Origin of the sequence: Erysipelatoclostridium sp. MSK.23.31 (assembly GCF_019125875.1) — a bacterium.
Taxonomy (GTDB): Bacteria; Bacillota_I; Bacilli_A; order Erysipelotrichales; family Coprobacillaceae; genus Thomasclavelia; species Thomasclavelia ramosa.
Window position 1 is genome coordinate 1 of sequence record NZ_JAHOCB010000030.1, and the last position, 25,043, is coordinate 25,043.

Annotated in this window: 27 protein-coding genes; 13 read left to right on the plus strand and 14 right to left on the minus strand. The window is 31.1% G+C overall.

The window, feature by feature from the left end; all coding sequences use genetic code 11:
• Positions 1-356: 356 nt before the first annotated feature.
• Positions 357-1,115 (minus strand): MurR/RpiR family transcriptional regulator, encoded by a 759-nt coding sequence (locus tag KSU54_RS12765; RefSeq protein WP_003539401.1) that lies wholly within the window; start codon positions 1,113-1,115, stop codon positions 357-359.
• A gap of 165 nt (positions 1,116-1,280) precedes the next feature.
• Between KSU54_RS12765 and uraA the strand changes: the two genes are divergently transcribed.
• Complete coding sequence (gene uraA / locus KSU54_RS12770; protein ID WP_003539400.1) at positions 1,281-2,549, plus strand: uracil permease; 1,269 nt, start codon at positions 1,281-1,283, stop codon at positions 2,547-2,549.
• 183 nt (positions 2,550-2,732) lie between these two features.
• Positions 2,733-3,836: a DUF362 domain-containing protein gene (locus tag KSU54_RS12775; RefSeq protein ID WP_009008884.1), complete on the plus strand. Its 1,104-nt coding sequence runs from the start codon at positions 2,733-2,735 to the stop codon at positions 3,834-3,836.
• A gap of 25 nt (positions 3,837-3,861) precedes the next feature.
• Here KSU54_RS12775 and KSU54_RS12780 read toward each other — a convergent pair whose 3' ends face one another.
• From KSU54_RS12780 to KSU54_RS12815, 8 genes are all read right to left on the minus strand, one after another.
• Complete coding sequence (locus KSU54_RS12780) at positions 3,862-4,965, minus strand: helix-turn-helix domain-containing protein (RefSeq protein ID WP_117792624.1); 1,104 nt, start codon at positions 4,963-4,965, stop codon at positions 3,862-3,864.
• Positions 4,966-5,193: 228 nt separating this feature from the next.
• Positions 5,194-5,856: a dethiobiotin synthase gene (bioD, locus tag KSU54_RS12785; RefSeq protein WP_003539397.1), complete on the minus strand. Its 663-nt coding sequence runs from the start codon at positions 5,854-5,856 to the stop codon at positions 5,194-5,196.
• Positions 5,853-6,812, minus strand: coding sequence for a biotin synthase BioB (bioB, locus tag KSU54_RS12790; protein ID WP_003539396.1), 960 nt, complete (start codon positions 6,810-6,812; stop codon positions 5,853-5,855). Before bioB ends, bioD begins: the two co-directional genes overlap by 4 nt.
• On the minus strand, positions 6,806-7,378 hold the full coding sequence (locus tag KSU54_RS12795) for a biotin transporter BioY (RefSeq protein ID WP_003539395.1): 573 nt from the start codon (positions 7,376-7,378) through the stop codon (positions 6,806-6,808). The genes bioB and KSU54_RS12795 overlap by 7 nt, the downstream gene beginning before the upstream one ends.
• Positions 7,365-8,327 (minus strand): biotin--[acetyl-CoA-carboxylase] ligase, encoded by a 963-nt coding sequence (locus tag KSU54_RS12800; RefSeq protein ID WP_003539394.1) that lies wholly within the window; start codon positions 8,325-8,327, stop codon positions 7,365-7,367. The genes KSU54_RS12795 and KSU54_RS12800 overlap by 14 nt, the downstream gene beginning before the upstream one ends.
• A 94-nt stretch (positions 8,328-8,421) precedes the next feature.
• A complete protein-coding gene (locus KSU54_RS12805; RefSeq protein ID WP_003539393.1) occupies positions 8,422-8,751 on the minus strand; it encodes a hypothetical protein in 330 nt (109 codons plus the stop codon).
• Positions 8,751-9,212, minus strand: a complete 462-nt coding sequence (locus tag KSU54_RS12810; protein WP_003539392.1) for a helix-turn-helix transcriptional regulator — start codon at positions 9,210-9,212, stop codon at positions 8,751-8,753. The genes KSU54_RS12805 and KSU54_RS12810 overlap by 1 nt, the downstream gene beginning before the upstream one ends.
• Positions 9,213-9,477: 265 nt before the next feature.
• Entirely contained in the window at positions 9,478-9,879 is a 402-nt protein-coding gene (locus tag KSU54_RS12815) for a hypothetical protein (protein ID WP_003539391.1), read from the minus strand.
• On the opposite strand from KSU54_RS12815, the gene KSU54_RS19505 reads away from it, so the two are divergent.
• From KSU54_RS19505 to KSU54_RS12830, 4 genes are all read left to right on the plus strand, one after another.
• Positions 9,852-10,082: a hypothetical protein gene (locus tag KSU54_RS19505; protein ID WP_224209039.1), complete on the plus strand. Its 231-nt coding sequence runs from the start codon at positions 9,852-9,854 to the stop codon at positions 10,080-10,082. The two genes, KSU54_RS12815 and KSU54_RS19505, sit on opposite strands and share 28 nt — an antisense overlap.
• Positions 9,982-10,200: a PTS sugar transporter subunit IIC gene (locus tag KSU54_RS18945; protein WP_369931538.1), complete on the plus strand. Its 219-nt coding sequence runs from the start codon at positions 9,982-9,984 to the stop codon at positions 10,198-10,200. The genes KSU54_RS19505 and KSU54_RS18945 overlap by 101 nt, the downstream gene beginning before the upstream one ends.
• 137 nt (positions 10,201-10,337) lie before the next feature.
• Positions 10,338-11,711, plus strand: coding sequence for a PH domain-containing protein (locus KSU54_RS12825; protein ID WP_003539389.1), 1,374 nt, complete (start codon positions 10,338-10,340; stop codon positions 11,709-11,711).
• Entirely contained in the window at positions 11,708-12,100 is a 393-nt protein-coding gene (locus tag KSU54_RS12830; RefSeq protein ID WP_003539388.1) for a GntR family transcriptional regulator, read from the plus strand. The genes KSU54_RS12825 and KSU54_RS12830 overlap by 4 nt, the downstream gene beginning before the upstream one ends.
• 43 nt (positions 12,101-12,143) lie before the next feature.
• Here KSU54_RS12830 and KSU54_RS12835 read toward each other — a convergent pair whose 3' ends face one another.
• On the minus strand, positions 12,144-12,698 hold the full coding sequence (locus KSU54_RS12835) for a DUF3795 domain-containing protein (protein ID WP_003539387.1): 555 nt from the start codon (positions 12,696-12,698) through the stop codon (positions 12,144-12,146).
• 172 nt (positions 12,699-12,870) lie between these two features.
• Between KSU54_RS12835 and KSU54_RS12840 the strand changes: the two genes are divergently transcribed.
• Genes KSU54_RS12840 through KSU54_RS12850 form a run of 3 tightly spaced genes read left to right on the plus strand, consistent with a single transcriptional unit; the run spans position 12,871 to position 15,076 of the window.
• Positions 12,871-13,866, plus strand: a complete 996-nt coding sequence (locus KSU54_RS12840) for an ROK family protein (RefSeq protein WP_008792641.1) — start codon at positions 12,871-12,873, stop codon at positions 13,864-13,866.
• Positions 13,853-14,479 carry an HAD family hydrolase gene (locus tag KSU54_RS12845; protein ID WP_008792640.1) on the plus strand — a complete coding sequence of 209 codons (627 nt, stop codon included), beginning with the start codon at positions 13,853-13,855 and terminating at the stop codon, positions 14,477-14,479. The genes KSU54_RS12840 and KSU54_RS12845 overlap by 14 nt, the downstream gene beginning before the upstream one ends.
• A complete protein-coding gene (locus KSU54_RS12850) occupies positions 14,480-15,076 on the plus strand; it encodes a sugar O-acetyltransferase (protein WP_003539380.1) in 597 nt (198 codons plus the stop codon).
• 140 nt (positions 15,077-15,216) lie between these two features.
• Here the strand turns inward: KSU54_RS12850 and KSU54_RS12855 are convergent, their stop codons facing one another.
• The 4 genes from KSU54_RS12855 to KSU54_RS12870 form a co-directional block, all read right to left on the minus strand.
• A complete protein-coding gene (locus tag KSU54_RS12855) occupies positions 15,217-16,356 on the minus strand; it encodes a hypothetical protein (protein ID WP_008792639.1) in 1,140 nt (379 codons plus the stop codon).
• Positions 16,357-16,399: 43 nt separating this feature from the next.
• Entirely contained in the window at positions 16,400-18,052 is a 1,653-nt protein-coding gene (locus KSU54_RS12860; protein WP_117792626.1) for a glycoside hydrolase family 13 protein, read from the minus strand.
• 277 nt (positions 18,053-18,329) lie between these two features.
• The gene (locus tag KSU54_RS12865; RefSeq protein ID WP_008792637.1) at positions 18,330-19,397 is read right to left on the minus strand and encodes a GTP pyrophosphokinase; all 1,068 of its coding nucleotides are present in this window, start codon (positions 19,395-19,397) and stop codon (positions 18,330-18,332) included.
• Positions 19,398-19,582: 185 nt separating this feature from the next.
• On the minus strand, positions 19,583-19,906 hold the full coding sequence (locus KSU54_RS12870; protein ID WP_003539364.1) for a winged helix-turn-helix transcriptional regulator: 324 nt from the start codon (positions 19,904-19,906) through the stop codon (positions 19,583-19,585).
• 161 nt (positions 19,907-20,067) lie between these two features.
• Between KSU54_RS12870 and KSU54_RS12875 the strand changes: the two genes are divergently transcribed.
• The 4 genes from KSU54_RS12875 (at position 20,068) to KSU54_RS12890 (ending at position 25,041) form a co-directional block, all read left to right on the plus strand.
• Positions 20,068-20,919: an SIR2 family NAD-dependent protein deacylase gene (locus tag KSU54_RS12875; RefSeq protein ID WP_003539353.1), complete on the plus strand. Its 852-nt coding sequence runs from the start codon at positions 20,068-20,070 to the stop codon at positions 20,917-20,919.
• Positions 20,916-21,683, plus strand: coding sequence for a protein-ADP-ribose hydrolase (locus KSU54_RS12880; protein ID WP_008792635.1), 768 nt, complete (start codon positions 20,916-20,918; stop codon positions 21,681-21,683). The genes KSU54_RS12875 and KSU54_RS12880 overlap by 4 nt, the downstream gene beginning before the upstream one ends.
• 225 nt (positions 21,684-21,908) lie before the next feature.
• Positions 21,909-23,939, plus strand: a complete 2,031-nt coding sequence (gene ppk1, locus KSU54_RS12885; protein ID WP_008792634.1) for a polyphosphate kinase 1 — start codon at positions 21,909-21,911, stop codon at positions 23,937-23,939.
• Positions 23,940-23,973: 34 nt separating this feature from the next.
• The gene (locus KSU54_RS12890; RefSeq protein WP_003539342.1) at positions 23,974-25,041 is read left to right on the plus strand and encodes a 6-phosphofructokinase; all 1,068 of its coding nucleotides are present in this window, start codon (positions 23,974-23,976) and stop codon (positions 25,039-25,041) included.
• Positions 25,042-25,043 lie beyond the last annotated feature (2 nt).

Sequence of the window (25,043 nt, forward strand, 5' to 3'; positions counted from 1 at the left end):
CCACCAGCAATAACAACTGAATATTTCTTTTCCATTTTCTTTTTCTCCTCTGTTTCATGGATTAATAAGTTTTAGAAACCCTCTATGCATCCAATATAAATAACATTCGCGCTAAATATATATTTATATTCCATGACCCCCAAGAGAGTTAATTTATTTTTTGCTGCACTAAGATCTTAATGTACCTTTATTGTAATATAAATAATTTTTGATTCAACATCTTAAGCGTATTTAAAGAAGAGGTTCACATTTATATCCTTTGCACAAGATCTGTGCATAAGTACAGTAAATATTAATAAAAAACCCTTAAAATTAAACTTCAAGGGTTCTCAAACTTAAAATTGTGCAGAAATATTTTACTCATCTAAATTATCCAGATAATCTAGATATTTAAGAAATAAAATTTCTACTGTATTAAAATATGCTGAAGTCGTTTCATAGGTACGATTATTAAATCTTTTGTATTGATCTGTAATTACATACAAACTTTTATCAGCAAGCCGCGCTAGTGTATTATTATTTAGTTTAGTGATAGAAACAATATAAGTACCTTTATTTTTCAATGTTTTCATTGCCTCAATTGCCATTTCATTTTCACCAGATACAGAAATAAAAATCATTACATCCTGTTCTCCTAAACCGTTAATAGTCATCTTTAATTCACTTTTACCATATAAGGTGACGAAAAATACTTTAGTTTGAAGAAAAACTCTTTTAATCATTTCGGCTACTGTATTTTGTGTCTCACCAGTTCCAAAGACAAAGAGCCTACGTGCGTGATGTATATGTTCAAAGAGGTCATCAAGATCGCTATCTTTAGTTAGTTCCATACTTTTTAGATAATTATTACAAATTTCATCAAGCATTCCATCATTCTTTACTTGAACCTGCTGACATTCTAATTTTAAACGCATCTTAAATTCACGAAATCCCTCAAAAGATATCTTTTGGCTAAATCTTGAAATTGTTGCCCGTGATATGTTACAACGTTTAGATAATTCATCAATAGATATTTCACAGCACTCTTTTTTATGGGCTAATATATATTTCCAAATCATTAAATCATTTTCATTTAAATCATCATAATACTGATTTACCAGTTCTTCTAATTGCATAGTTTTACCTCCTGCACCATCATTTTAACATATTGTTCAACCAAGCGATAAAGGAAATAATCAAATATTTGAACAATTAAATTTTTTAAACTAAAATAAGAAGATTTTTATAGACAGTATCACTAAATAATGACATAATATTTAAGGTTAAAAAGGAGGACATGTATGTCTAATAAACGGATTATTCAAGTTGAGGATAAAGTCCCAGGAAAATTACTGATTCCATTATCATTACAACATATGTTTGCAATGTTTGGTGCCAGTGTTTTAGTACCTTTCTTATTTGGGATAAATCCAGCTATCGTCTTATTCATGAACGGTATTGGAACGTTATTATTTATTGTTATTACAAAAGGGAAAGCCCCTGCCTATCTAGGTTCTAGCTTCGCTTTTATTGCTCCAGCAAATATTGTCATTTCTAAATTTGGCTACCCTTATGCTTTGGGGGGATTCGTAGCAGTCGGATTTTGCGGCTGTTTATTAGCCTTAATTATTAAAAAATGTGGGACAAAATGGATCGATATTGTTTTACCACCAGCTGCAATGGGACCAGTAGTTGCATTAATTGGATTAGAATTAAGTGCTACTGCTGCAAATAATGCAGGCTTGATTGGTGATAATATTCAGATGGCCAATGTTTGGGTATTTTTAATTACTCTAGGAGTTGCAATTTTTGGAAATATTTGTTTTAGAAAATTTTTAAGTGTCATTCCAATTCTTATTGCAATTATCTGTGGATATATTGCAGCAATTTGTTTTGGATTAGTAGATTTTACAACTGTAGCAAATGCTCCACTATTTGCAATACCTAATTTCTCAACTCCAAAATTTGATATTAACGCTATCTTGATGATCTTACCAGTTCTTCTTGTAATTACTTCAGAACATATCGGTCATCAAATTGTTACAGGAAAAATAATCGGTAAAAACCTGTTAGAAGACCCTGGATTACATCGTTCTTTATTTGGTGATAATTTTTCAACTATGATTTCAGGATTTATCGGTTCTGTTCCAACAACTACATATGGTGAAAATATTGGGGTTATGGCTATCACCGGTGTATATAGTGTTCAAGTAATTGCAGGTGCAGCTGTTCTTTCTATTATTTGTTCATTCGTAGGACCCTTATCAGCACTAATTCAAACTATTCCTGGACCGGTTATTGGTGGAATCAGTTTCTTACTATATGGAATGATTGGTACTAGTGGATTAAGAATTTTAGTTGATCAAAAAGTTGATTACGCAACTAATAAAAACCTTATCTTAACTTCAGTTGTTTTTGTTACAGGATTAAGCAGTATTACGCTAAGCTTTGGTGGTGTCGAATTAACTGGAATGGTGCTAGCTTGTATTGTTGCTATGATTCTTTCACTAACTTTCTACTTATTAGATAAATTCAATTTGACTAATGATACTGCTGAGGAAAATAATTAATAATTTATTTAAAGGAACATCTCGATTTATATTTGAGATGCTCTTTTTTTGTTGTAATTATTTGCTATTTATATTGCGTTAAAGCATACTTTAAGATGTAAGATATAATTGATTTAGCTTTTAGCCTACAATAAATAGTGCTAAAATTAAATTATACAAGGACATAATATCATGGAGGTAATTATGGAAAAAGCAAAAGTTTATTATTGTGATATGCATACAGGAAGAATGAATCTTCCTGAAAAACTGAAGTTTTTAATGAAGAAAGCAGGTTTTGAAGAAATTGACTTTAAAAACAAATACACTGCTATCAAAGTACATTTCGGAGAACCCGGTAATTTAGCTTTTTTACGCCCAAATTACGCTAAAGCTGTTGCTGACTATGTAAAAGAATTGGGTGGAAAAGCTTTCGTAACTGATTGTAATACTCTATATGTGGGAGGAAGAAAAAATGCACTAGATCATTTAGACAGTGCTTATTCTAATGGCTACAATCCTTTCCAAACCGGAGTTCACACAATCATTGCTGATGGTTTAAAAGGAACAGATGAAGAAATCGTTCCAATCAATGGAGAATATGTTAAAGAAGCAAAAATTGGTCAAGCGATTATGGATGCTGATATTATCATTTCGTTAAATCACTTTAAAGGACACGAATTGACTGGATTTGGTGGTGCTTTGAAAAATTTAGGTATGGGATGTGGTTCCCGTGCTGGTAAAATGGAAATGCACAGTGCTGGCAAACCTGTCGTTGAGCAAGATAAGTGTATTGGCTGTGGACAATGTATTAAAATTTGTGCTCATAACGGGACAAGTATTACTGATCACAAAGCCTCTATCGATCATGATAAATGTGTTGGATGCGGTCGCTGTATTGGAGTCTGTCCTAAAGATGCAATCGTTGCCAGCATGGATGAAGCTAATGACATTTTAAACTATAAGATTGCTGAATATACTAAAGCAGTTGTGCAAGATCGGCCATGTTTTCATATTTCATTGGTTATTGATGTATCACCTTATTGTGATTGTCATAGTGAAAATGATATTGCCATCGTCCCTGATGTCGGAATGTTTGCCTCATTTGATCCCGTTGCTTTAGATATGGCTTGTGCTGATGCTGTTAATAAACAGCCTGCTATTGCAAATAGTTTGTTAGATAAACATGGTCATCATCATCATGATCACTTTACAGACGTATCACCTGAAACAAACTGGAAATCTTGTTTAGAACATGGTGAAAAAATTGGAATCGGAACTCGTGAATACGAACTCATTGAAATAAAATAGTAAAAAAGATCATTACGATCTTTTTTTAAATATCTCCATAACGATAGATAGGATACTCAGAATAACTAATTCCTCCAGTTTGAACATAACGGTTAATATTAACCAATTCATATGATTGCTCAGCGGTTATTATATTTACGATAACATTTATCTCACTACCATTAGATAAGTCTTTTGATAATTTTATCTTTTTTTGCTTATCTAAAGTTGTATTAGTTTGACCAATTTTTTCATAATTATTATTTTTAATTTTATTAATAATTATCTCTACTTTATTTGATAAAGTACCACTATAATCAATCTTTTCGTTTTCTAAATAACTATAATCTAATTTATAAATCATATTATTTCTAATCAATTTATAATTTTTATCACCTGGAATATAGATATAAATCAAGTGACTCAACAAGTTGTCTAAATGATGTTCTATTTCTGAATCCGCATTAATTTTTTCTCCTTTATCACCATTTTTAACCAAAATTTCAAAGTTAGCATAATTCACTAAAGGAATTGTTTCTGTTAAAACAAAAGTATAAGCATTTTCTTTAGTCATTGGATAAATACTCTGATTATTAAAAACATCAACAATACAGATATTTACTTGAGTTATATCTGTATAATTATTTAAAACGCATTTATAATTAATACTCATTGTCATTTTATCAAAGTCATAACTAATCACTTTAAATGTTGTATTTGAATAATCTACTATATTGTTATCGGTTATTGGAGTTGTACTATTATTAGGATAAAAAACTACCTCATTAGTTCCCTTTTTAACTAGTATTGCTAATGCAACACATAAACAAAGAGTACAAATAATAATAATTATCCAATCACGAATAATCTTTTTTTTATTTTCCTTTTGTAGATTCTCTAACACTAATGATGTTTGTTCATATATCTTATTGATTGAATCAGCTTCTGTTTCATCATCAAGATCTAATAATTGGGTAATACTTATTTCATAAAATTGACTTATTGTTATCATCATTTTCATGTCTGGTAAACTTAAATCACTTTCCCATTTAGACACTGTTTGCCTTGATACATTTAATTCACGGCCCAAAGCTTCTTGTGAAATCCCTTTTTCTTGCCTTAGGCTTAGTAGTTTTTTACCAATGCTCATAACCCATCCCTCCTATCTATATCATAGATATTTTGTCTTTTTTCGTCTATATCAATCCGTTAACATTTCGCCAATAATGTTAACATGAAAAAAACTGTAACTACATATTGATATAACTCCGCTAAAGTAGATAGGAACCGATTATTTATAATTAAAAGTGAATTTGAAATATCTCCCGTTTATTAGATATTAAGTATTAAATACCGAGGTATATTTCACTTTTTTATCTTAACTTTCTATAATTTGTTCAAACCATTCAATCTTATCAGCTTTTTTGTTTAAATACCCTAAAACTTTATAACTACTTAATCTTTCAATCATTATTCGATTATCTTGATGAAGGAGATTGTTACTATCAAAATTATTCATAATAAAACCAAGTACATTTAAATTTAACTGTTTAGCATATTGAGCCGTTAAAACTGCTCCATTAATACTACCCAAGCCTGATGATGTTACAATTATTAGCGGATAGTTAGCCAGTAACATCACATCACTAAGCATTATCAATTTATCATCGCGCAGTGGACAAATAATACCACCACTTCCTTCAATAACAACAAAATCATGCTTATTTTCTAAATCTGTCAAATCTGCTTTTATAGTATTTAAATCAACTGGTGTATTAGTCTTTTTTGCAGCTAGATGAGGCGCAAATGCTTCTTCATAAACAAAAGATACTTTACAGCTTTCATTTGGCAGACTTGCATACTGCTTAACAACTTCTAAATCACCTGGTATCAGTACATCATTTTCAACAACGGCACCACTTAAGGCCGCCTTATAATAACCAACCTTATACTGTGATTTCAAGGCTTTAACTATTCTTGCACTTACATATGTCTTTCCAACATCTGTCCCTGTTCCAGTAACAAACAAACCTTTAATCATGGCTTGGCTACCCTAAATCCCAATTGCTTAATGATTCTTTGATCTTCAGCAATAGTTATTCCCTGAGTTGTAAGCATATCTCCAGTGATAGCGCCATTAGCACCACTTTTAAATACATTTATTCCTTTATCATCAAAAAGCCCTCTACCACCAGCCATTCTAATCGTTGCATCAGGAAGAATAAAACGAAAAATGGCAAATATTCTTTCAACATCTTCTTTTGATAATGGTTTCAAATGTTCTAACGGTGTTCCTCTAATTGGATTTAGAACATTGATTGGAACCGACTTTATTCCTAAGTCTTTTAATTCAAAAGCTAGATCAAGTCGATCAAGCCATGATTCTCCCATTCCTACAATTCCGCCACTACAAACCTCCAAACCTGCTAATTTTGCAGCCTTAATTGTTTTGATTTTTTGCTCGTAACTATGAGTAGTACAAACATTATTAAAGTAGTTACGTGATGTTTCCAAATTATTATGATATCTTTTAACGCCTGTTTCTTTAAGTTTTTTTAACTCTTCAAAGTTTAATAGTCCTAGTGAAGCACATAAGGATATCGTTGTAGTATCATTAAGTTCTTGATATATTTTTAAAATTTTATTAAATTCTTGAACATTTAATTTCCGTCCGGATGTCACAATAGAAAAACGTTCGACACCTTGCTTTTGATTATGTAGGGCTATTGCTTTAATTTCACTAATTTTCAACAAATTATAAATATCAATTCCAGTTTGATAATAAACTGATTGAGCACAATATTTACAATTCTCACTACACCGCCCGCTTTTACCATTAATAATTGAACAAAGATCAAATGTACTACCACAATAGCTTCTTCTAATTAGTTCAGCCCCTTGCTTTAAAGTCCCTAGATCATAATCTATCAGCATCTTAGCTTCTGCTTTACTAATTTCATAACCAGCCATAATTTGTGCAATGAGCTTCTCTAACATTGTATTCTCCTCTTTTTAAAAATCTTTTCAAATCTAATTCCTGTCCCGACTGCTAAAAAACTTAAAAATAAGTCACCTGGTAAATCTAAAGGAAAACATGAGAGCAAAACTAGTTTCCAAGTTATTGGAGTTCCAGTATAGTAATTCAAAATGATATATTTATAGCCAAGTCCAATCATATAAGTGGCCAAAAGACCACTCAATACTGCCAAAACATATTTTTTTGCTGCTATTTCATTAGTTTTTTCACATATTATGCCTGTAACATACGCTCCTGCAATAAAACCAATTAAATAACCAAAACTAGGTCTAACAATATACGCTAAACCTCCACCGGCCGCAAATATTGGTAATCCTAGTAATCCAATTACAACATACAGTAATACTGCCAATGCTCCTAATTTTGAGCCTAATAAAATTCCAGCTAGCAAAACAAAGAAAAATTGTAATGTAAAATAATCCATGAAAGGTACCGGAATCTGTATAAATGCTCCGATTGTAATTAGAGCCGTAAAAATTGCACAATAGGTTATTTTCTTTGTTGTTAGTAACTTATTCTGCTCCATGGTTTCCTCCTATAATACTTACTTCACCCGCGGTTAATACCATTTCTGCACCATTGCTACTAACGACCAAATTACCTAAATCATTAATTTCACGAACTAAACCGGTAAACTGCTCCCCCTTTTGATTAAAAGTTATTTGCTTATGCAATACACATGAAGCCATGCGATATTCATTCAAAACCAATTTAAAATCCTCATCGATAATTGCAAATAGCTGATTTAAGATTTCTGCAATAAATTGATTACGATTAGCTTCTTGTAATCCTAGAGAAGTAGCTATGGAAGCTATTTCTAATGGAAAATTATCAGTTGATACATTAATTCCAATTCCAATAATAATTGCTTCGATCATTCCGCTTTCAAAATCACTAATTGCCTCACTTAAAATACCACAAACCTTCTTCCCACGATAATACAAATCATTAACCCACTTAATTGCTACTTCAATATCATATAGCTTTGCAATTGCTCGCCTAACCGCAACTGCTGTTTTAATTGTAATCATAGTTGCATTTTGTAGCGAATCTCCTGTTTTTAATAAAACACTCATATAAACCCCTTTTTGAGCCGGTGAATAAAAACTTCGTCCAAATCTACCACGTCCGGCGCTTTGTTCTTCAGACACAATTACACTATGATTTTTACCACCATTTATTGCTAATTTCTTCATTTGTGTATTGGTTGAATCGATTGTTTTATATGAAAAGATATCAATTTCTTCAGTTAAATAATATGCAATTCCTTGTTTTGATAAAACATCACTATTTTCTAATAATACATATCCTTTATTTGGCGTTGCTTCAATATTATATCCCTCTTCTTTTAATGTCTTTATCGCTTTCCAAATTGCCGCACGACTAACATGCAATTGGTTGGCTAACTCTTGTCCGGATATTACCTTACTACGATTTTCTTCAAGTAAAGCAATTACATTTTGTTTTACACTCATTGAATCACCTCGTTTTTAAGCATAGCAAACATTCACTAAATTGTAAACTAATTATTTAAAATTAGTTTACAATTAAAAAGACAACCTTAGTTGTCTACTTAGTCAATTCTATTACATCTTTAATCATGGTTATCCTAATCATTCTACTAATCGTCTTTCTTCCCATACTAACAATTAAAACCCAATCATCATCTAAATCAATGATTTTACCTTCTACACTATATGGGACATCAATCAAAAACATGGTTTCTTTTACAATCAATTCGCAATCACACTGCTTTAATCCTGCTAAAATATTCTTAATTCGATCTGTTTCCTTAATTTCTTTTTCAATATTTTTAACATCATTTTTCTTTAGTTTTTCAATCTCATATATTGCACAAATACTTATAACTAAAGCAATAATTGCAATAATAGTCGTCATTATAATTCCCCCTCGACCTTAAAGCCGCTAATACATGATAGATCAATTAGTTTGGTAACAGTTTCTTTTTTTATAAACGAACCTTTTTTTGTTCGATGATACTGCACTTTAACCCAATCATCATTGACATCAACAATTAGAACCTTTCCATCACTTGTAGATATATCTAACAAATAGGCATCTCGTGTGCACTCCAGCGTACAAGTTTTTCCGATCAAATATTGTAAAAGATGTAGGTCTTTAGTTTTATTATTACTAACTATTTCAATCTCATTTTCCATTAAATCATCTAAACTTATATTATATAACTGTGCCAATTCCATGGCTTTATCAACTGCGGGTAAGGCTTGATCACATTCCCAGTTAGAAATAGTTTGTCTACTCACTGATAACTTATCTGCAACCTCTTGTTGACTATAGCCCTGTTTTTTTCTTAATCGCATTAATTTTTCGCCTAACATCTGCTTTCCTCCTATAATTAACAGTATAAATAAACCATCAAAATAATGCTACCAAAGATATTAGGAATGTTGTCAAATATTTTTGACAAGCCTTTCTAGACATAATCTTAAACAGCCGTTTTACTCTTGACCGCTTGAGAAAAATCTGTATAAATCCATTTCGTCAAATCAATTTCTTTACTTTTAGCAATACACCATGTCATTACTTGGAAAAGAATAATTAGTAAATATGCAGCCTGATACTCATCTAAAGCAATATCTAATGCTAAGGTCTTATTGATTGTGCTTTCGTAATAGCAAACACGTGCTCCGTATACTGTGATTCATAGGCTTTTAATAGTTTTGCTTTAGATAATCTTGGACTTGGCGTTTCGATAAAGAAAATTCGATGTTCTGGATTGACTTCCAAATATGGTCCATGCATATAAGCCTCTAACTTATAACCTTGACTTGCAACCCTAATTGTTTCAGAAAATTTTGTTTCCATCTCTTTAGCTGTTCCTACTGTTGCGCCATAATCAATAACACTGAAACGAACCGCATCTTTAAAATCATCATTATACTGACTTACAAAAGTTTCATTTTTCTTAATGATTTTATTAATCTTAGTTGTTACCGTATTTATCTTTTCAAGAAAAAGTGATTGCCCGTTTGGGTGAGGTCTCAAGTATCTTCAATATCAGTGAACCAATTATGTTTGGACTTCCTGTCGTTTTCAACCCTATTTATACTGTTCCTTTCTGTATTGTTTCTATTTGTTTCAACTTTAATAGCATATTTTGCAACTGCAGTTGGCTTAGTAGGACATACTTATATTGTTATCCCATGGGTAACTCCCCCCTTACTTTCTGGTTATCTATCTACTGGTGATATACGGGGTACGCCCTCACAGATCGTTATAACCATAATTGGACTCTTAGTTTATGCACCACTTGTATCAGCTTCTAATAAAGCTGCTAAAAAACAAGGTTTAGAAACAGCTGAATAATTATCAACCTGGCAGAATCGAATCGATTCTGCTTTTTGTTGCGAATCATTTTCAGCAAAATATGTTATAATATTTTATTATTTTATTTTGTATTATTTGTATTATGTTATATAATACAAATATAAGAGGTGAGTAATATGTGGATTTTAATTTTATGTTTAGTTTTTATTAATGTAGTAATGTACTTTTCTTCTAAACGAGAGAGTCGTTATAATGAAGGACGCTTATTTTTAGTTACAATCCCTGATTGGACTTATGAATCTGTTGAAATTAAAGAAATTGAGAAACAGTTTAAAAAAGAACATTTATGGGTATTTATTATCTCATTTATAACATTTATTCCTTTATTTATTTTTTCAACTAAATGGCTATTACTTTATTTTATGATTGTGATATGGTTTAACGTTTCCGTCTATTATGTTCCGTATAGAAAAGCACGTGCTAAATTATTAGCTTTAAAAAAATTGCGCAATTGGCCAGATGAAAAAATAGAGAAAATTAAAATTGATTTATCATTATCAGCCTATATGGAAAAACACCCTTTTAATTTAAGACGTTACTTCTTCGTTTTAATAATTGATCTATCTGTATTAGGAAATATGATTTATTTCCACGCTGAAAATGCCATGTATCTTTACATGGTATTACAATTTATGGTCTTAGTACTTGGAATTGTCTTTATTAAAAAATTACCAAATAAAACATTCTGTAAAAACAGTGAAGTAAATATAACATTGAATTTACTACGTCGTGATTCTTTTCATCATTGTTTTTTCTTTTTAATCACTGGTGATAGTATTTTTAACTTAGCTTTACAATTTTTCTTACTTGAAAAGCTACCTTTTGTAATACTCTTTTTAGTTGCCTTAATAATGATTCTTTGTGTAATTATCATTGTCATTAAAGCTAACCATTATCGAGAGAAAAAGGCAAAGATTCTCGCTCATTACAACGAATGTGAATATACCATCAGTAATGATGATTGCTGGAAAATCGGTTGGTTTGGTCCAACGTATTATAATAAAGCTGATCCACGTACACTTATTTCAGCGCCAAATGGAACACAGATGACATTTAATACTGCAAAACCGGCTTATCGAATTTTTATTATTGGTATTTGGACATTTGTTATTGCTTTATTGCTATGGTTATTTGGATATCCGTATTATTTAGATATAACTAATAATCTTGTCAATCTTTCTTTAACCGATCAAGCAGTAGTTGTTGATAGTCCTTTCTACGATGTTTCAATTGATCTTCAAAAAGTTAATAAAGCAGAACTAGCCGATGATTTAGGTAAAGGAATTAGAACTAATGGAACCGATACTTTTGTTTATGGTAAGGGAAATTATACTTTTGACCGTTATGGTAAGTGTAAAGTATACATGGCAAGTTTGCATCCTTGCTATATAATTTTGTATACTGATGATATAACCTATATCGTTAATGATGATGATATTCAAAATACTAAACTCATCTATCAAGAAATTCAGGAGGTGCTTAGCCAATGATTATTAATCTAGACTATACAAGTGAAATTCCAATTTATTTGCAACTACGTAATGAAATTGTTAAAGGTATTGCTAATGGTCAATTTAAATACGGCGAGTCATTACCAACCGTTAGGACTTTAGCTCAAGATCTTCAAGTAAATAATATGACCGTTAATAAAGCTTATGGGCTGCTAAAACAAGAAGGCTATATTTGTATTGATCGCCGTCATGGTGCTAAAGTTCAACCAACGATTGATAATTCTCATGAACATCAAGAAAAATTACTTGATGAGCTAGAGTTACTAGCTAGTGAAGCAATTGTTAAAGGCATGAATAAGGATGAATTTATTAATACTTGTAAAGCTTTATTACAAACAATTCAATATGATGCTTCAATTGTACAATAAAAATACCCGTAAATTAGTTACTCTTGCTAATCTTACGGGTAAATTATTTTTTACTCTTCTTATTTAATTTCAAGATTAAGCTATGTTGTTTGGCTAAATCTTGAAATAAATCAAATACATATTTAGCTTGCTCTTTTTTTGTTAGAGCTGACAGCTTTGAATTAGTTTCTATCTGTTTAATTAGACTTTTAAGTTCTTCTAACTCTAAAAGATTTACAGCAAGACAATAAAAACTCTTTTTTCGTCCATCATTATATTTTTCTAAAAATATTTTTAAAATATCTATCTTTTCAAGCTGCTCTTGATTATATGTGTCTATACCACCATCTTTAGCTTTCATTAAATCTTGATGATAATGTTGATGTGTAATAAATGAATCATATTTAGCAAATTTCATGTATTTATCACAAGGATATGATGAACATTCATAACAATATGTGAGATTATCATGTTCCAAACTACAACGAGCAATCCTACAACTTTGATTTCCTGCTCCACCACCACATCCTGGACAGTAACCATCAATATGCATCGGACACAAACCACAGTTCAAACCGCACAAAGATAATAATTGATTATTTCGTTTAAATCCTTTCATTTTTTTCTCCCCATATTATTAATAGTTTAACTTATTATCTTTAATTCTAGCATAAATTTCCATAAAATATAAACCAGCAGATAAAATCTTTCCATTTTTAAAAATATATTTATTTTTTATTATTAGCTTGTAAATAACTTTTATTAAAGTATAATAAAAGTAGGAGGCACACATGACCAAAAAAATTCTTAAAGATGTAAAAAAACATCACTTACATCTATTATTACAATCATTATTTAGTAGAGACAGTGCCACAATGAGCGAATTGAGCAATGATACTCAATTATCACAGCCTAGTGTAAGAAATATGATTCGCCTTTTGCAACAACACGATATTGTTAAAGAAACAGGTAACGATCATTCAACCGGTGGACGTTGCCCAACCCGCTTTGCATTAGTTGAAAAGCATTTTAATATAATCTGTCTCTATATTCAAAACCCTAAAATAACTTATCAAATTCATTCTTACAAAAAAATACTAACAACCGATATTCTGGAATTTGAGGATGAACAACAATTAATTACTCTAATTAAAGTGCTTCTCACCAAATTCAATTGTCAATGTATCGTTATTGCAGTTGAAGGAATCGTTAGAGATAATGAATATTTAACCGACCACAATAACCACTTTGAAACCCACACTTGGATCACAGAGTTAGAAAAGAGTATCAATATTCCTATTCTAGTTGAAAACGATGTCAAAGCGATGCAATTAGGTACTTGTTATCATCATCATAAAAATAGTTCAATTTATTTGCACCTAAACAAAAAGGGAATTGGTAGTTCATATATGTATAATGGACAATTAGTTCATGGCAAATATGGAATTGCTGGTGAAATAGGACTTATTCCTTATCACGATATTTCCTTAAATCAAGCAGTTAGGACATGTAACAAGCCAAAAGACTTTCAAAACATTATTGCTTATCTATTAATAATTGTTTTAACGTCTTTAGACCCTGAGCATGTTGACCTTTCTCTTGAACTTGATTGGGACTTGGATTGGCATTTAATTAATGAAACTATTTATACTTATCTACACTCACAATTTATTTATGATATTAAAGTTTATAAACAATATTTAGATAACTTATTCCATGGGTTAAATTATTTAGGAATTGAAAAAATATTAAAACAATTAGTGGAGGAAAGTAATGAAAAAATATAAAGCAATTATTTATGACCTTGACGGAACAGTATTAAATACAATAAATATGAATATGTATCCCTTGATTAAGATTATTAAAGAAGAAACTGGTGAAGATTGGACATTTGAACAAGTCTTAAAATTTTTACCCTATCCAGGTATGAAAGTAATGGAAGAGTTACAAGTAGCTGATAAAGAAAAGGCTTACGCTAGATGGGTTAAATATGTCAATGAATATGAAGAAGGCGCTTCTTTATACCCAGGGTTTGAAGAAATTTTTGAAGCATTTGACGGAAGCATCATTCAAGCAGTTGCTTCAGCAAAAACAACAGCACAGTATCAAATTGATTTTGTTGCAAAAGGTTTAGATAAATATATGAAAACTGCTGTTTTAGCTAACGATACAGTCAAGCATAAACCCGATCCCGAACCGTTATTAGAATGTTTAAAGCGATTATCTTTGCAACCTGAAGATGTTATTTATATCGGTGATGCTCATTCTGATTATCTCGCATCTAAAAACGCTGGTATCGACTTTGGTTATGCAAAATGGGGAAGTGTTTCCGCTAAAGGTATTGATAAACCAGATCACGTGTTTGAGCAGCCACTTGATCTATTAAAGTTATTATCTTAAATGACTGAAAAAGAAAAAATGTTAGCTGGGGAATTATATGATTGTGGCGATGCCGAATTACTTGCTCTATGGCATCGAGCCAAAGATCTAGCCCGAGATTATAATCTAACCAATTCTAGCGATACCAAAAGAAAAAGTGAGCTTCTTAATGAATTATTAGGTAAAGTTGGAAACCAATTATGGATTACCCCACCTTTTCATGTTGATTATGGCTGTAATATATATTTTGGGAATAACTGCGAAGTTAATATGAATTGTACATTTCTCGATGATAATAAAATTATTATTGGTGATAATGTTTTAATTGCTCCAAATGTACAAATATATACCGCTTATCATCCTACTCATTATCTTGATCGTTTTACTATCAGTGAAAATGAAACATTCAATTTTTGTAAAACACAAACAGCCCCAGTTATTATTGGTAAAAATGTTTGGATTGGCGGGGGAACAATTATTCTACCGGGAGTTACAATTGGTGATAATACCGTAATTGGAGCAGGTAGTGTTGTTACAAAAGATATCCCTGCTGATACAATTGCTTATGGCAATCCTTGTAAAGTTCATAAAGCCAATGAACGCAGCAAAAGTATTTAATAAAAAAGAACTAGATTTAACAAATCGTTTGATGTGACCTCAGAAAGTTAGATCAAAAATGATATGTGCCCTGAATTTTAGATACATATCAAATTCTAACGGTTAGGAGGTCGGTACAGTTAAATCCAGCTCTTTTTATTTTATTCAATCTTCAAATCAACTAATTCACTGGCATAATCCGTTTTGTAGTCCCCGTTATATTGCTCACTAAACACTTTTATCTGATAGTTATCATGATCATATTTTTTTGGCAACTCAATTAAAGCAACACCCATTTTAGTAACACTAATATCAGCTAACTGACCATAAGATACAATCTCATTTTGTGTTTTATCAATTATAACTGCACTGAGTAAATCCCCATCGCCTTGGGCATTATAATTAAAACTTATTTTATTATTTTCTTTAACCTGATCGCTCACAACTAAGGTTTGTGAAGCATCTTTTAATGTTAAACGATAATCACTAAGTAATTCTTGATGTTCCACGTCCTGCATTGCTTTGCTCCCGACTACTCCACTGACTTTACCACCTTGGGCTGCAGCAAAAAATAAAACTGCATGAGGATCAAGATTAGCAGTAGCTCTTGCACTAAGATGCTCGACAGTAATATCTAATTGTGCAAAAACTCCACATTTAGAGATATATCCCGCTAATTTAGGATCATCTTTAGCAGCTGCTGACAACCAGTAATAATTCCCCTCCTGACGATAATGACGATCTTCAAGTCCACAACTATTTGAATTCATTATTTTTGCTGTTGGGGCAAAAAATTTATCACCAAATAACTGTGATTCTATAAATGAATAACTAGTAACAGTAACAACGTCACCACCTGGTTGAGTAGTATTAAATATTACTTCCGCTTCTTTTGGTGATAAAGTTTGAGATGCTAACGCAATCTCTGCTTGTCGTAAAGTACTAGTTTCATAGCGATTACTTTCCTGATCAAATGGTGTTGAGGTTTGAAGCTTTGTTGAAATTAATAAAATGGATTTAATAGCTTTTCCATCTTCATCAAAAAAGCTAGTTTCTTCCGGATTTAAAATATTCCATTGAAATTGACCATCAGCCCCTAAATATAAAGTTTCAAACTTCCCGGATGTTCCCCTAGCTATTTTTTCAACAGCCTTATCTGCCATCATCATACTTTGTTTATCTTGTATATTCAAAGTATCGGGATTTTTATAATTATTAGCCGGAGCATTATTTTTTAAAAATAATCCTATTAAAGTTACTATAATTACAGTGCAACCAATCTTAAAATATTTTTTAGGCATTTTCTTACCTCCTGATCATTCAAGATCATCCCTAATACTAACTTTAAACAACTAGTACAACCGCTTCATAAGCCCGTAATTTCCCTCTTATCAAATCATTATAATTTCCTAGTAACACCTTTGCTTCAGCTTCAAATAAAGTTTTATCATAGGTAACCTCTTTAGCTGTAAAATTAGATAAGACAAATAATTTTTTTCCGTCATACTCCCGTTTATAAACATAGACTTCATTACTATCCTCATAATATTCTTGATAATCACCAAACTGAACAACTTCATTTTCCTTTAAAATTGAGATCATTTTTTTATAGTAATTAAAAATTGAGTTTTCATCAGTTATTTGTGCTTGTGCATTAAGCCATTTATAATTTTGATTAACTTTGATCCATGGTTCAGCATCAGAGAATCCTGCATTTTCTAGATCATTCCATTGCATTGGAGTACGTGCATGATCACGACTTGATTTATTAATAAATCGAAGCATCTCTTCAGAGGTAAACATTTTTTCCACTTCAACATACTGATGATAAGAATTTATACTTTCAATATCTCTAAGCTCACCAATATTCTTAAACTCAACATTAGTCATTCCAAGTTCTTCACCTTGATAAATATAAGGAGTCCCTTGTAAAAAATATTGGGCAGTAGCAAGCATTTTTGCTGATTTTTCCCAAGTTTCTTTAGAACTTGTATCTCCAAAACGACTAACTACTCGTGGTTGATCATGATTATTCCAAAATAACGAATTCCATGCTCGTCCATGCATATCAATTTGCCATTTTCTTAAAATTGCTTTTACATCCGTTAATTTAAATCTTTCATCACTCCATTTTTGTTTTTCACCACCATCAACATCCATTAATTCAAATTGGAAAACCATACTCATTTCTTTTCCATCATTACTTGCATATTGAATAGCTTCTTTTGTTGTCACTGCTGGAGCTTCTCCAACAGTCATCACATCATATTTTGAAAAAACGTTATCTGTTAACTCACGAATATATTCATGGACACGAGGTCCATTAGCACTGACACTATGCCCCTTTATTGGACTATCTTGATAAATATTATCTTGATCTTTAGAAATCAAATTAATGACATCCATTCTAAATCCATCAATTCCTTTATCAAGCCACCAGGCAATCATTTTTTGAATTTCATTTCTAACATCAGTATTATCCCAATTTAAATCCGGTTGTTTTTTAGAAAATAAATGTAAATAATACTGTTTCGTTGTCTCATCATACTGCCAAGCTGAACCTAGAAAACAACTTGTCCAATTATTTGGTACACTGCCATCTTCTTTACCATCTTTCCAAATATAATAATCACGATATGGATTATCTTTACTTTTCTTACTTTCGATAAACCATCTATGTTCATCAGAGGTATGATTAACAACAAGATCCATAACTATCTTAATATTTCGCTTATGAGCTTGCGTTAAAAGATTCTCAAAATCAGTCATATTTCCAAAACATTGCATTATCTCATAGTAGTCTGAGATATCATATCCATTATCATCATTTGGCGATTCATAAATTGGCGTGATCCACAACACATCAACTCCCAATGTTGCTAAATAATCTAACTGCTCAGTAATCCCATTAATATCACCGATCCCATCATGATTGGTATCCTTAAAACTCCGCACATATATTTCATACACAACACTCTTTTGCCACCAGTTTTTCATTTTATTATTCCTCCTCAAATCCTAAACTATAGCCCAATATAAACGAAACAATTAATAATACTAACATCATAATTATACCATAAATATTATTATAAACATCTTTTTCCTCAGAAAAAGCAAGCGTTATCATTATAATATCTTGTAAGTTCTAAATAGCTTATAAAAAGCCCCTAGCAAACTCGTAAGACTGATCACAATTACATTTATATCCATTATTATAAATACTTTAAACATTATAAAAAAACTAGAGCTAACTCTAGTTTAAATAGCTGTTAATTTAATCAGCAGCTTCTAATTTATAATCTTTCAATATTCTTTTTAATTCTATTAATCGATTTTTAAAATTAACACTAGAAATAAACTGTTCTGTGAACTTCTCAAACTCCACTTCACCTTTCTCTACTACTAAAATAAAATAGCATAAACATAACAATGGCATATCACCAGAAATTATATTTGTTTTAGTCCTTGTTGCATCACGATAAAGAACATCAATGTGTTCCATTATCAGCTGTTGATATTGCTTTAATTTTTGATCTACCTCCTGAAGTTTACTTATATTCAAATACTCAAACATCCTAATGATATTCTCAAAATTACCCTGACTAACCTTCTTAGCTTTCATTTCTTTAATTAAAAATTCTGTCAATTCATTATATTCAGGACTTTTGACTTTAAATACAGCTAATGATTCTTTATCAATATCAGCACTTAAATAAGAAAGCAGCAAATGATTTTGATATGCAAAGATCTCATTTTTAATTCTTAAAAATTCCTCATCTGCCAATTCTAACAATCCAGCTAACCGTGAAAAACTCCTTTTAATATCATAGGGAATCTCTTCTTGAGATTTATAACCTAAATCATGTTCAATCTCAGCCCATGTGTATTGCAGAATTGAGCTAATTTGAATTTCTAATTTTAAATTATGATACTTAAGATATTCCTGTGCTTTAACATACTTAGGATCAATTTGAACCACATAATGCAACGAACGATACCCAAAACGTTTTGGATCCAGACTCTTTCTTTTATCAATAGAATTATCACGATCAATAATAAACTCATTTTCAATTAATTTCGATATTTGATCAACAGTATCCGTATAATATGTAATTACCCTAATACCTGATAAATCTGTTATTTCATCTAATTTTTGATACTTGTTTTTTAACTCTATCTTTTTAGATAAACTCTCAATACTCTTTGTTCTACTAGTGATTGAATGAAACGATATTTGTTCACGATTCAACAAATTACATATATATGTTTCCATCAAATTTGTAAATTGTTCATATGTTGTAAGATTATTGCTATATTCTCTTACTAAATCTTCATTATCCATAATTTTCCCCTCTAACTCTCTAGTCATAAGTTATTATCATGCACTATTATACTTGTTAAGAAACTAGAAATTTGACACTTTATATCTTTATGAGTCGTATTTTTATCAATTTCTATTTTTTACTGAACCCCCTTTAAGATCATTCAGCCATCCAAAAAATATTAACACTGAGACTCTATCCATTATTATATTGATTGATGATTTTTCTTAAAATCTTCACCCCAGCTATACATAGCATCCAAGATTGGTTTTAAACTATAACCTAACTCAGTTAGCGAATATTCGACTTTAGGAGGAACTTCGGGATAAACTTTACGACTAATCAATCCACTCTCCTCCATTGCCCGAAGGTTTGAAGTTAATACTTTTTGAGAAATCGTTCCGATTGATTTTTTTAACTCACCAAATCTTTTTTTCCCTGGTAGCAGATCCCTAATAATCAAAACCTTCCATTTATCACTTATTAATAATAATGTAGTTTCAACTGGACATTTTGGAAATTCTTTCATATGTGTACTCCTTATAGTTTCTTATAGTAACTAAGTATATTTTATAAACTATACTTATGAAAGTCAAGTTAGTTACATAAAAGAAACTAAGCCACTTTTATGTGCGTACTTCACAAATAGCAACCATTGAAGGATAATAACGATGAGAAGGGAGTGTTATAATGTTTCAAAGAGAATCACTTGATATTTTAAAATTGAGTCAAGCAATCAAAAAATGTGATGCAATCTTAATTGGAGCTGGAGCTGGACTTTCTAGCGCCGCTGGTCTGTCATACTCAGGGAACCGTTTTAAAAAATATTTTAATGATTTCATTACAAAATATCATTTACAAGATATGTATTCGGCAGGCTTTTACCCCTATCCTAGTTTAGAGAAATACTGGGCTTATTGGAGTCGTCATATTTATTATAACCGCTATTTGGAAGCCCCTAAAGATACTTATAAAAAATTATTAAACCTACTCATTAATAAAGATTATTTCGTCATTACAACAAATGTTGATCATCAGTTTCAAATAGCTGGTTTTATTAAAGAAAAATTATTTTATACTCAAGGAGATTACGGACTTTGGCAATGTTCAAAACCATGCCATCAAAAAACTTATGATAATTACGAGACAGTTGTTACAATGATCAAACAACAGCATGATTTGAAAATTCCCAGTTCACTAATTCCGTACTGTCCAATATGTAATGCTCCAATGACAATGAATCTTCGCTGTGATAAAACATTTGTTCAAGATTCCGGCTGGTATCATGCCCAAGAACGTTATTATCACTTTTTAAATAAATATCATTATTCCAAAATCGTTTATTTAGAATTAGGAGTTGGCTATAATACCCCTGGAATTATCAAATATCCATTTTGGCAATTAACTATAGAGAATCCTAAAGCTATTTATGCCTGCATCAATCAAGATATTATTGATTTACCTTCGGAATTAAAAAAACAGACTATCATGATCAACGATAACATTCATAATGTCTTATCGTCTTTGGAGAAATTGCTATGAATCAAATAACCCGATTACAATTTTTAATTAACTATTTAATTCAAGAAAATAAACTTGAAATTGAACTTCCTACAGAACAAGCACAACTATTTTCCCTTTATCGCTCATTAGTAAATATTCGTGAAGCAAAAACAGCTACTGACAAATTCATTATGATTCAAAACAAAATGTTAAAAAATGAAATTAAACGAAAAGGAATCATTGACTCAAGCAATTTCAAAAAATCAATGAATATCTGGCGTGGTGATATCACCCAACTAAAAGTTGATGCCATTGTAAATGCTGCCAATAATCAAATGGAAGGATGCTTTATCCCTGGACATAATTGTATCGACAATGCTATCCATACCTTTGCAGGAGTTCAATTAAGAAATGAATGTCACCAAATCATGTCTAAACAGCGTTATCTTGAGCCCACCGGAAAAGCAAAAATAACTAATGCTTATAATCTTCCTTGTCGTTATATCGTCCATACAGTTGGTCCTATCGTTCATAATGTACTAACAGATGAAAAGCGCTTTTTATTAGCTGAATGTTATCGTAATTGTTTAAAAAAAGCTGAGGCTTATGGATTAAAAAGTATTGCTTTTTGTTGTATCTCTACAGGCGTATTTAACTTTCCTAAAAAAGAAGCAGCTCAAATTGCAATCAATACAGTATCCACATTTCTTAAAGGAAGTCAGATTGAAAAAGTTATTTTTAACGTTTTCAAAGAGGACGATGAAATGATCTATCAGCAATTACTAAATAATAAATCTAAATAGAATCGTAATATTTTTAGGTGTTTTGACAACACCTTTTTCTTTTGAATGATTTAAATCATTTTACATATTTATGGTTTTGATGAATACTAAAATCAAAAGTGCTATACTAATATTAAAGAAACGTTAAATTTGCGTAAGAGTTTTGTAAGTAATCCGACTTTACTTGATAATTTTTTTAATAAATATTATGTTATTTTTAGAAACAAAATAGGAGGCGCCATTTCAATGAATAAATGTAAAGAAAATCGTGAATTATCTTGGCTTAAATTTAATGATCGAGTATTAATGCAGGCTAAAGATAATAAAGTCCCTTTAGGTGAAAAGTTAAGTTTTATTTCTATTTTTCAATCAAATCTTGATGAATTTTTTATGGTTAGAATTGGATCATTATATGATCAAATGCTATTCTATCCTAGTTCTAAAGACAATAAAACTGGAATGACTGGTGAAGAACAGCTAAAGGCATGTTTACGAAGAATTACTTATTTAAATAAAAAGAAAGATCGTATTTATCAAAGTATTATGGATGAATTAAAAACTCATGGATGGGGAATCGTAAAATACCGTGATTTAAAGAACAAAGAAGATCGTAAATATTTTGAAAGTTATTTTGAACGAGAAATTCTTCCATTAATCTCTCCCCAGGTTATTTCAAAACGTCAACCATTCCCTTTTTTAAATAACCGTGAAGTTTATGTTGTTGTTCAGTTAGAATCAAAGAAGGGAAAAAGAAAGATGGGAATCGTTTCTTGTGCAAATGCTATGGATGAACGAATGATTGCGATTCCTAGTATGCAAGGGAAGTTTATTTTGATTGAAGATATCATCCTGCATTTTATTTCTAATATCTTCTCTAAATATACAATAAAAAATAAAGGTTTCATCAGAGTTACAAGAAGTGCTGATATTGATGAAGATGATCACTCTTTAGAAGGTCATGAAGACTATCGAGAAATGATGGAAACATTAATTAAACAACGTAGAAAATTATGTCCTATTCGTTTGGAAGTATCACCAGGCTTAGAAGAGTTAGAAATCTTGATGTTAATGAACTTCTTGAACCTCAAAAAACATCAGGTTTTCGAGTGCAATGCTCCATTAGATTTGAAATTCACTAGTGAGTTACGTGATCATTTACGCTACATTCACCCAGAAATGTTCTATAAAAAATTAGAAGCTAAAAACAGTCCTTTAGTTGAAAATACTGTTCCAATGATCAAACAAATTTTAAAAAAGGATATTTTATTATCATATCCATATGAGTCGATGTCACCATTTCTCCGTTTATTAGATGAGGCTAGTCGAGATACAAATGTTGCCAGTATTAAAATGACTTTATATCGTGTTGCAAAGAAATCTAAGATTATTAAATCATTGATTGAAGCTGCTGAAAACGGTAAAGAAGTTGTTGTTTTAGTTGAATTACGAGCACGTTTTGATGAAGAAAATAACATTGACTGGTCAAAACGACTTGAAGAATCTGGATGCCGTGTTATCTATGGTTTAGATGGACTTAAAGTTCACTCAAAATTATGTTTAATAACTTATAAAAATAATCAGGGTGTTCATTATATTAGCCAGGTGGGAACAGGAAACTATAATGAAAATACATCAAAGCTTTATACTGATTTATCACTAATGACATCTAACTACGAAATTGGGGAAGAAATCAACAGCATTTTTAATCATCTATGTCTTGGCGAAACAGAAAATGAAGTTAATCTTTTAATGGTTGCTCCTAACTGTATGATTACAAAAATATTTGAACATATTGATAATCAAATTGCTTTAGCCAAAGCGGGTAAAGAAGCTTATATTGGATTTAAATGCAATTCCGTCACTAGTAAAGAAATGATCGATAAGCTAATCGAAGCAAGCCAGGCAGGGGTTAAAATTGATATGATTGTTCGTGGTATATGTTGTATTTTACCTGGTGTTGAGGGATTAACTGATAATATTAGAATAATTTCTATTGTTGGTAGGTACTTGGAACATTCACGTATTTACATCTTTGGTAAAGGCAGTGCTCAAAAAGTATACATTTCTTCTGCTGATTTAATGACAAGAAATTTATCACGTCGTGTTGAAGTCGCTGCCCCAATTTTAGATGAAAAATTAAGAAAACGAATTATTACAATGTTTAATACAATGTTGAAAGATAATGTTAAAGCATGCCGCTTATTAGAAGATGGTACTTACAAACGAGTAAAAAATAAAGAGCCAGAATTGAATAGTCAGGAATATTTTTTCAAATAATTGGCAATATAAATAATAATAAAGGAGTGATTATATGCGGGTAGGTATTTTAACAAGTGGTGGTGATTGCCAAGCACTAAATGTAACAATGCGTGGTCTAGCAAAAACTTTATATCGAAATGTAAACGATATAGAAATTATTGGCTTTCTTCAAGGCTATAAAGGGTTAATGTATGAAGATTATAAAATTATGAAGCCCAAGGATTTTTCTGGAATAATTAATATTGGTGGGACAATTTTAGGAACATCACGTTGTCCTTTTAAAAAAATGCGAGTAATTGAAGATGACTTTGACAAAGTAGCTGCAATGAAAAACACATATGCAAAATTAAAATTAGATTGTCTTGTTGTGCTAGGCGGAAATGGTTCTATAAAATCAGCTAACATGCTCTCTCAAGAAGGATTGAATGTTATAGCGCTACCTAAAACAATCGATAATGATACATGGGGAACTGATTATACTTTTGGCTATCAGTCTGCAATTGATATTGCAACCACATACCTTGATCAAATTCATACTACCGCTGCCAGCCACAACCGTGTTTTTGTAATAGAAGTAATGGGACATAAAGTTGGCCATATTTGTTTGTCAGCAGGAATTGCTTCAGGCGCTGATGTAATTTTGTTACCAGAAATTCCTTACGATATTAAAGAAGTAGCTAAGGCTATTAAAACTAGAGAAAAAAATGGGAAAAAATTCAGTATTATCGCTTGTGCGGAAGGCGCTTTATCCAAAGAAGAAGCAACACTATCAAAAAAAGAGTATAAAGCTAAAGTTAAAGCCCGCAATGGTCAATCAGTTGTTTACGAAATTGCAGCAGAATTAGAAAAATATATTGATAGCGAAATTCGTGTGTCATGTATTGGTCATGCCCAGCGCGGAGGACAGCCATGTCCATACGATCGAATGATCTCAACTCAATTTGGGGTAGCTGGAGCCCGTTTAGTTATGGGCGGAGATTATGGCAAATTAGTTATCTTAAAAAATAATGGAGTTACTGCTATTCCCTTAGTTGAAAGTGCTGGTAAACTAAAATATGTTGATGCTGTAGGAGCAAAAGTTAAAGACGCTAAGTTACTAGGTATCTCATTTGGTGATTAAAA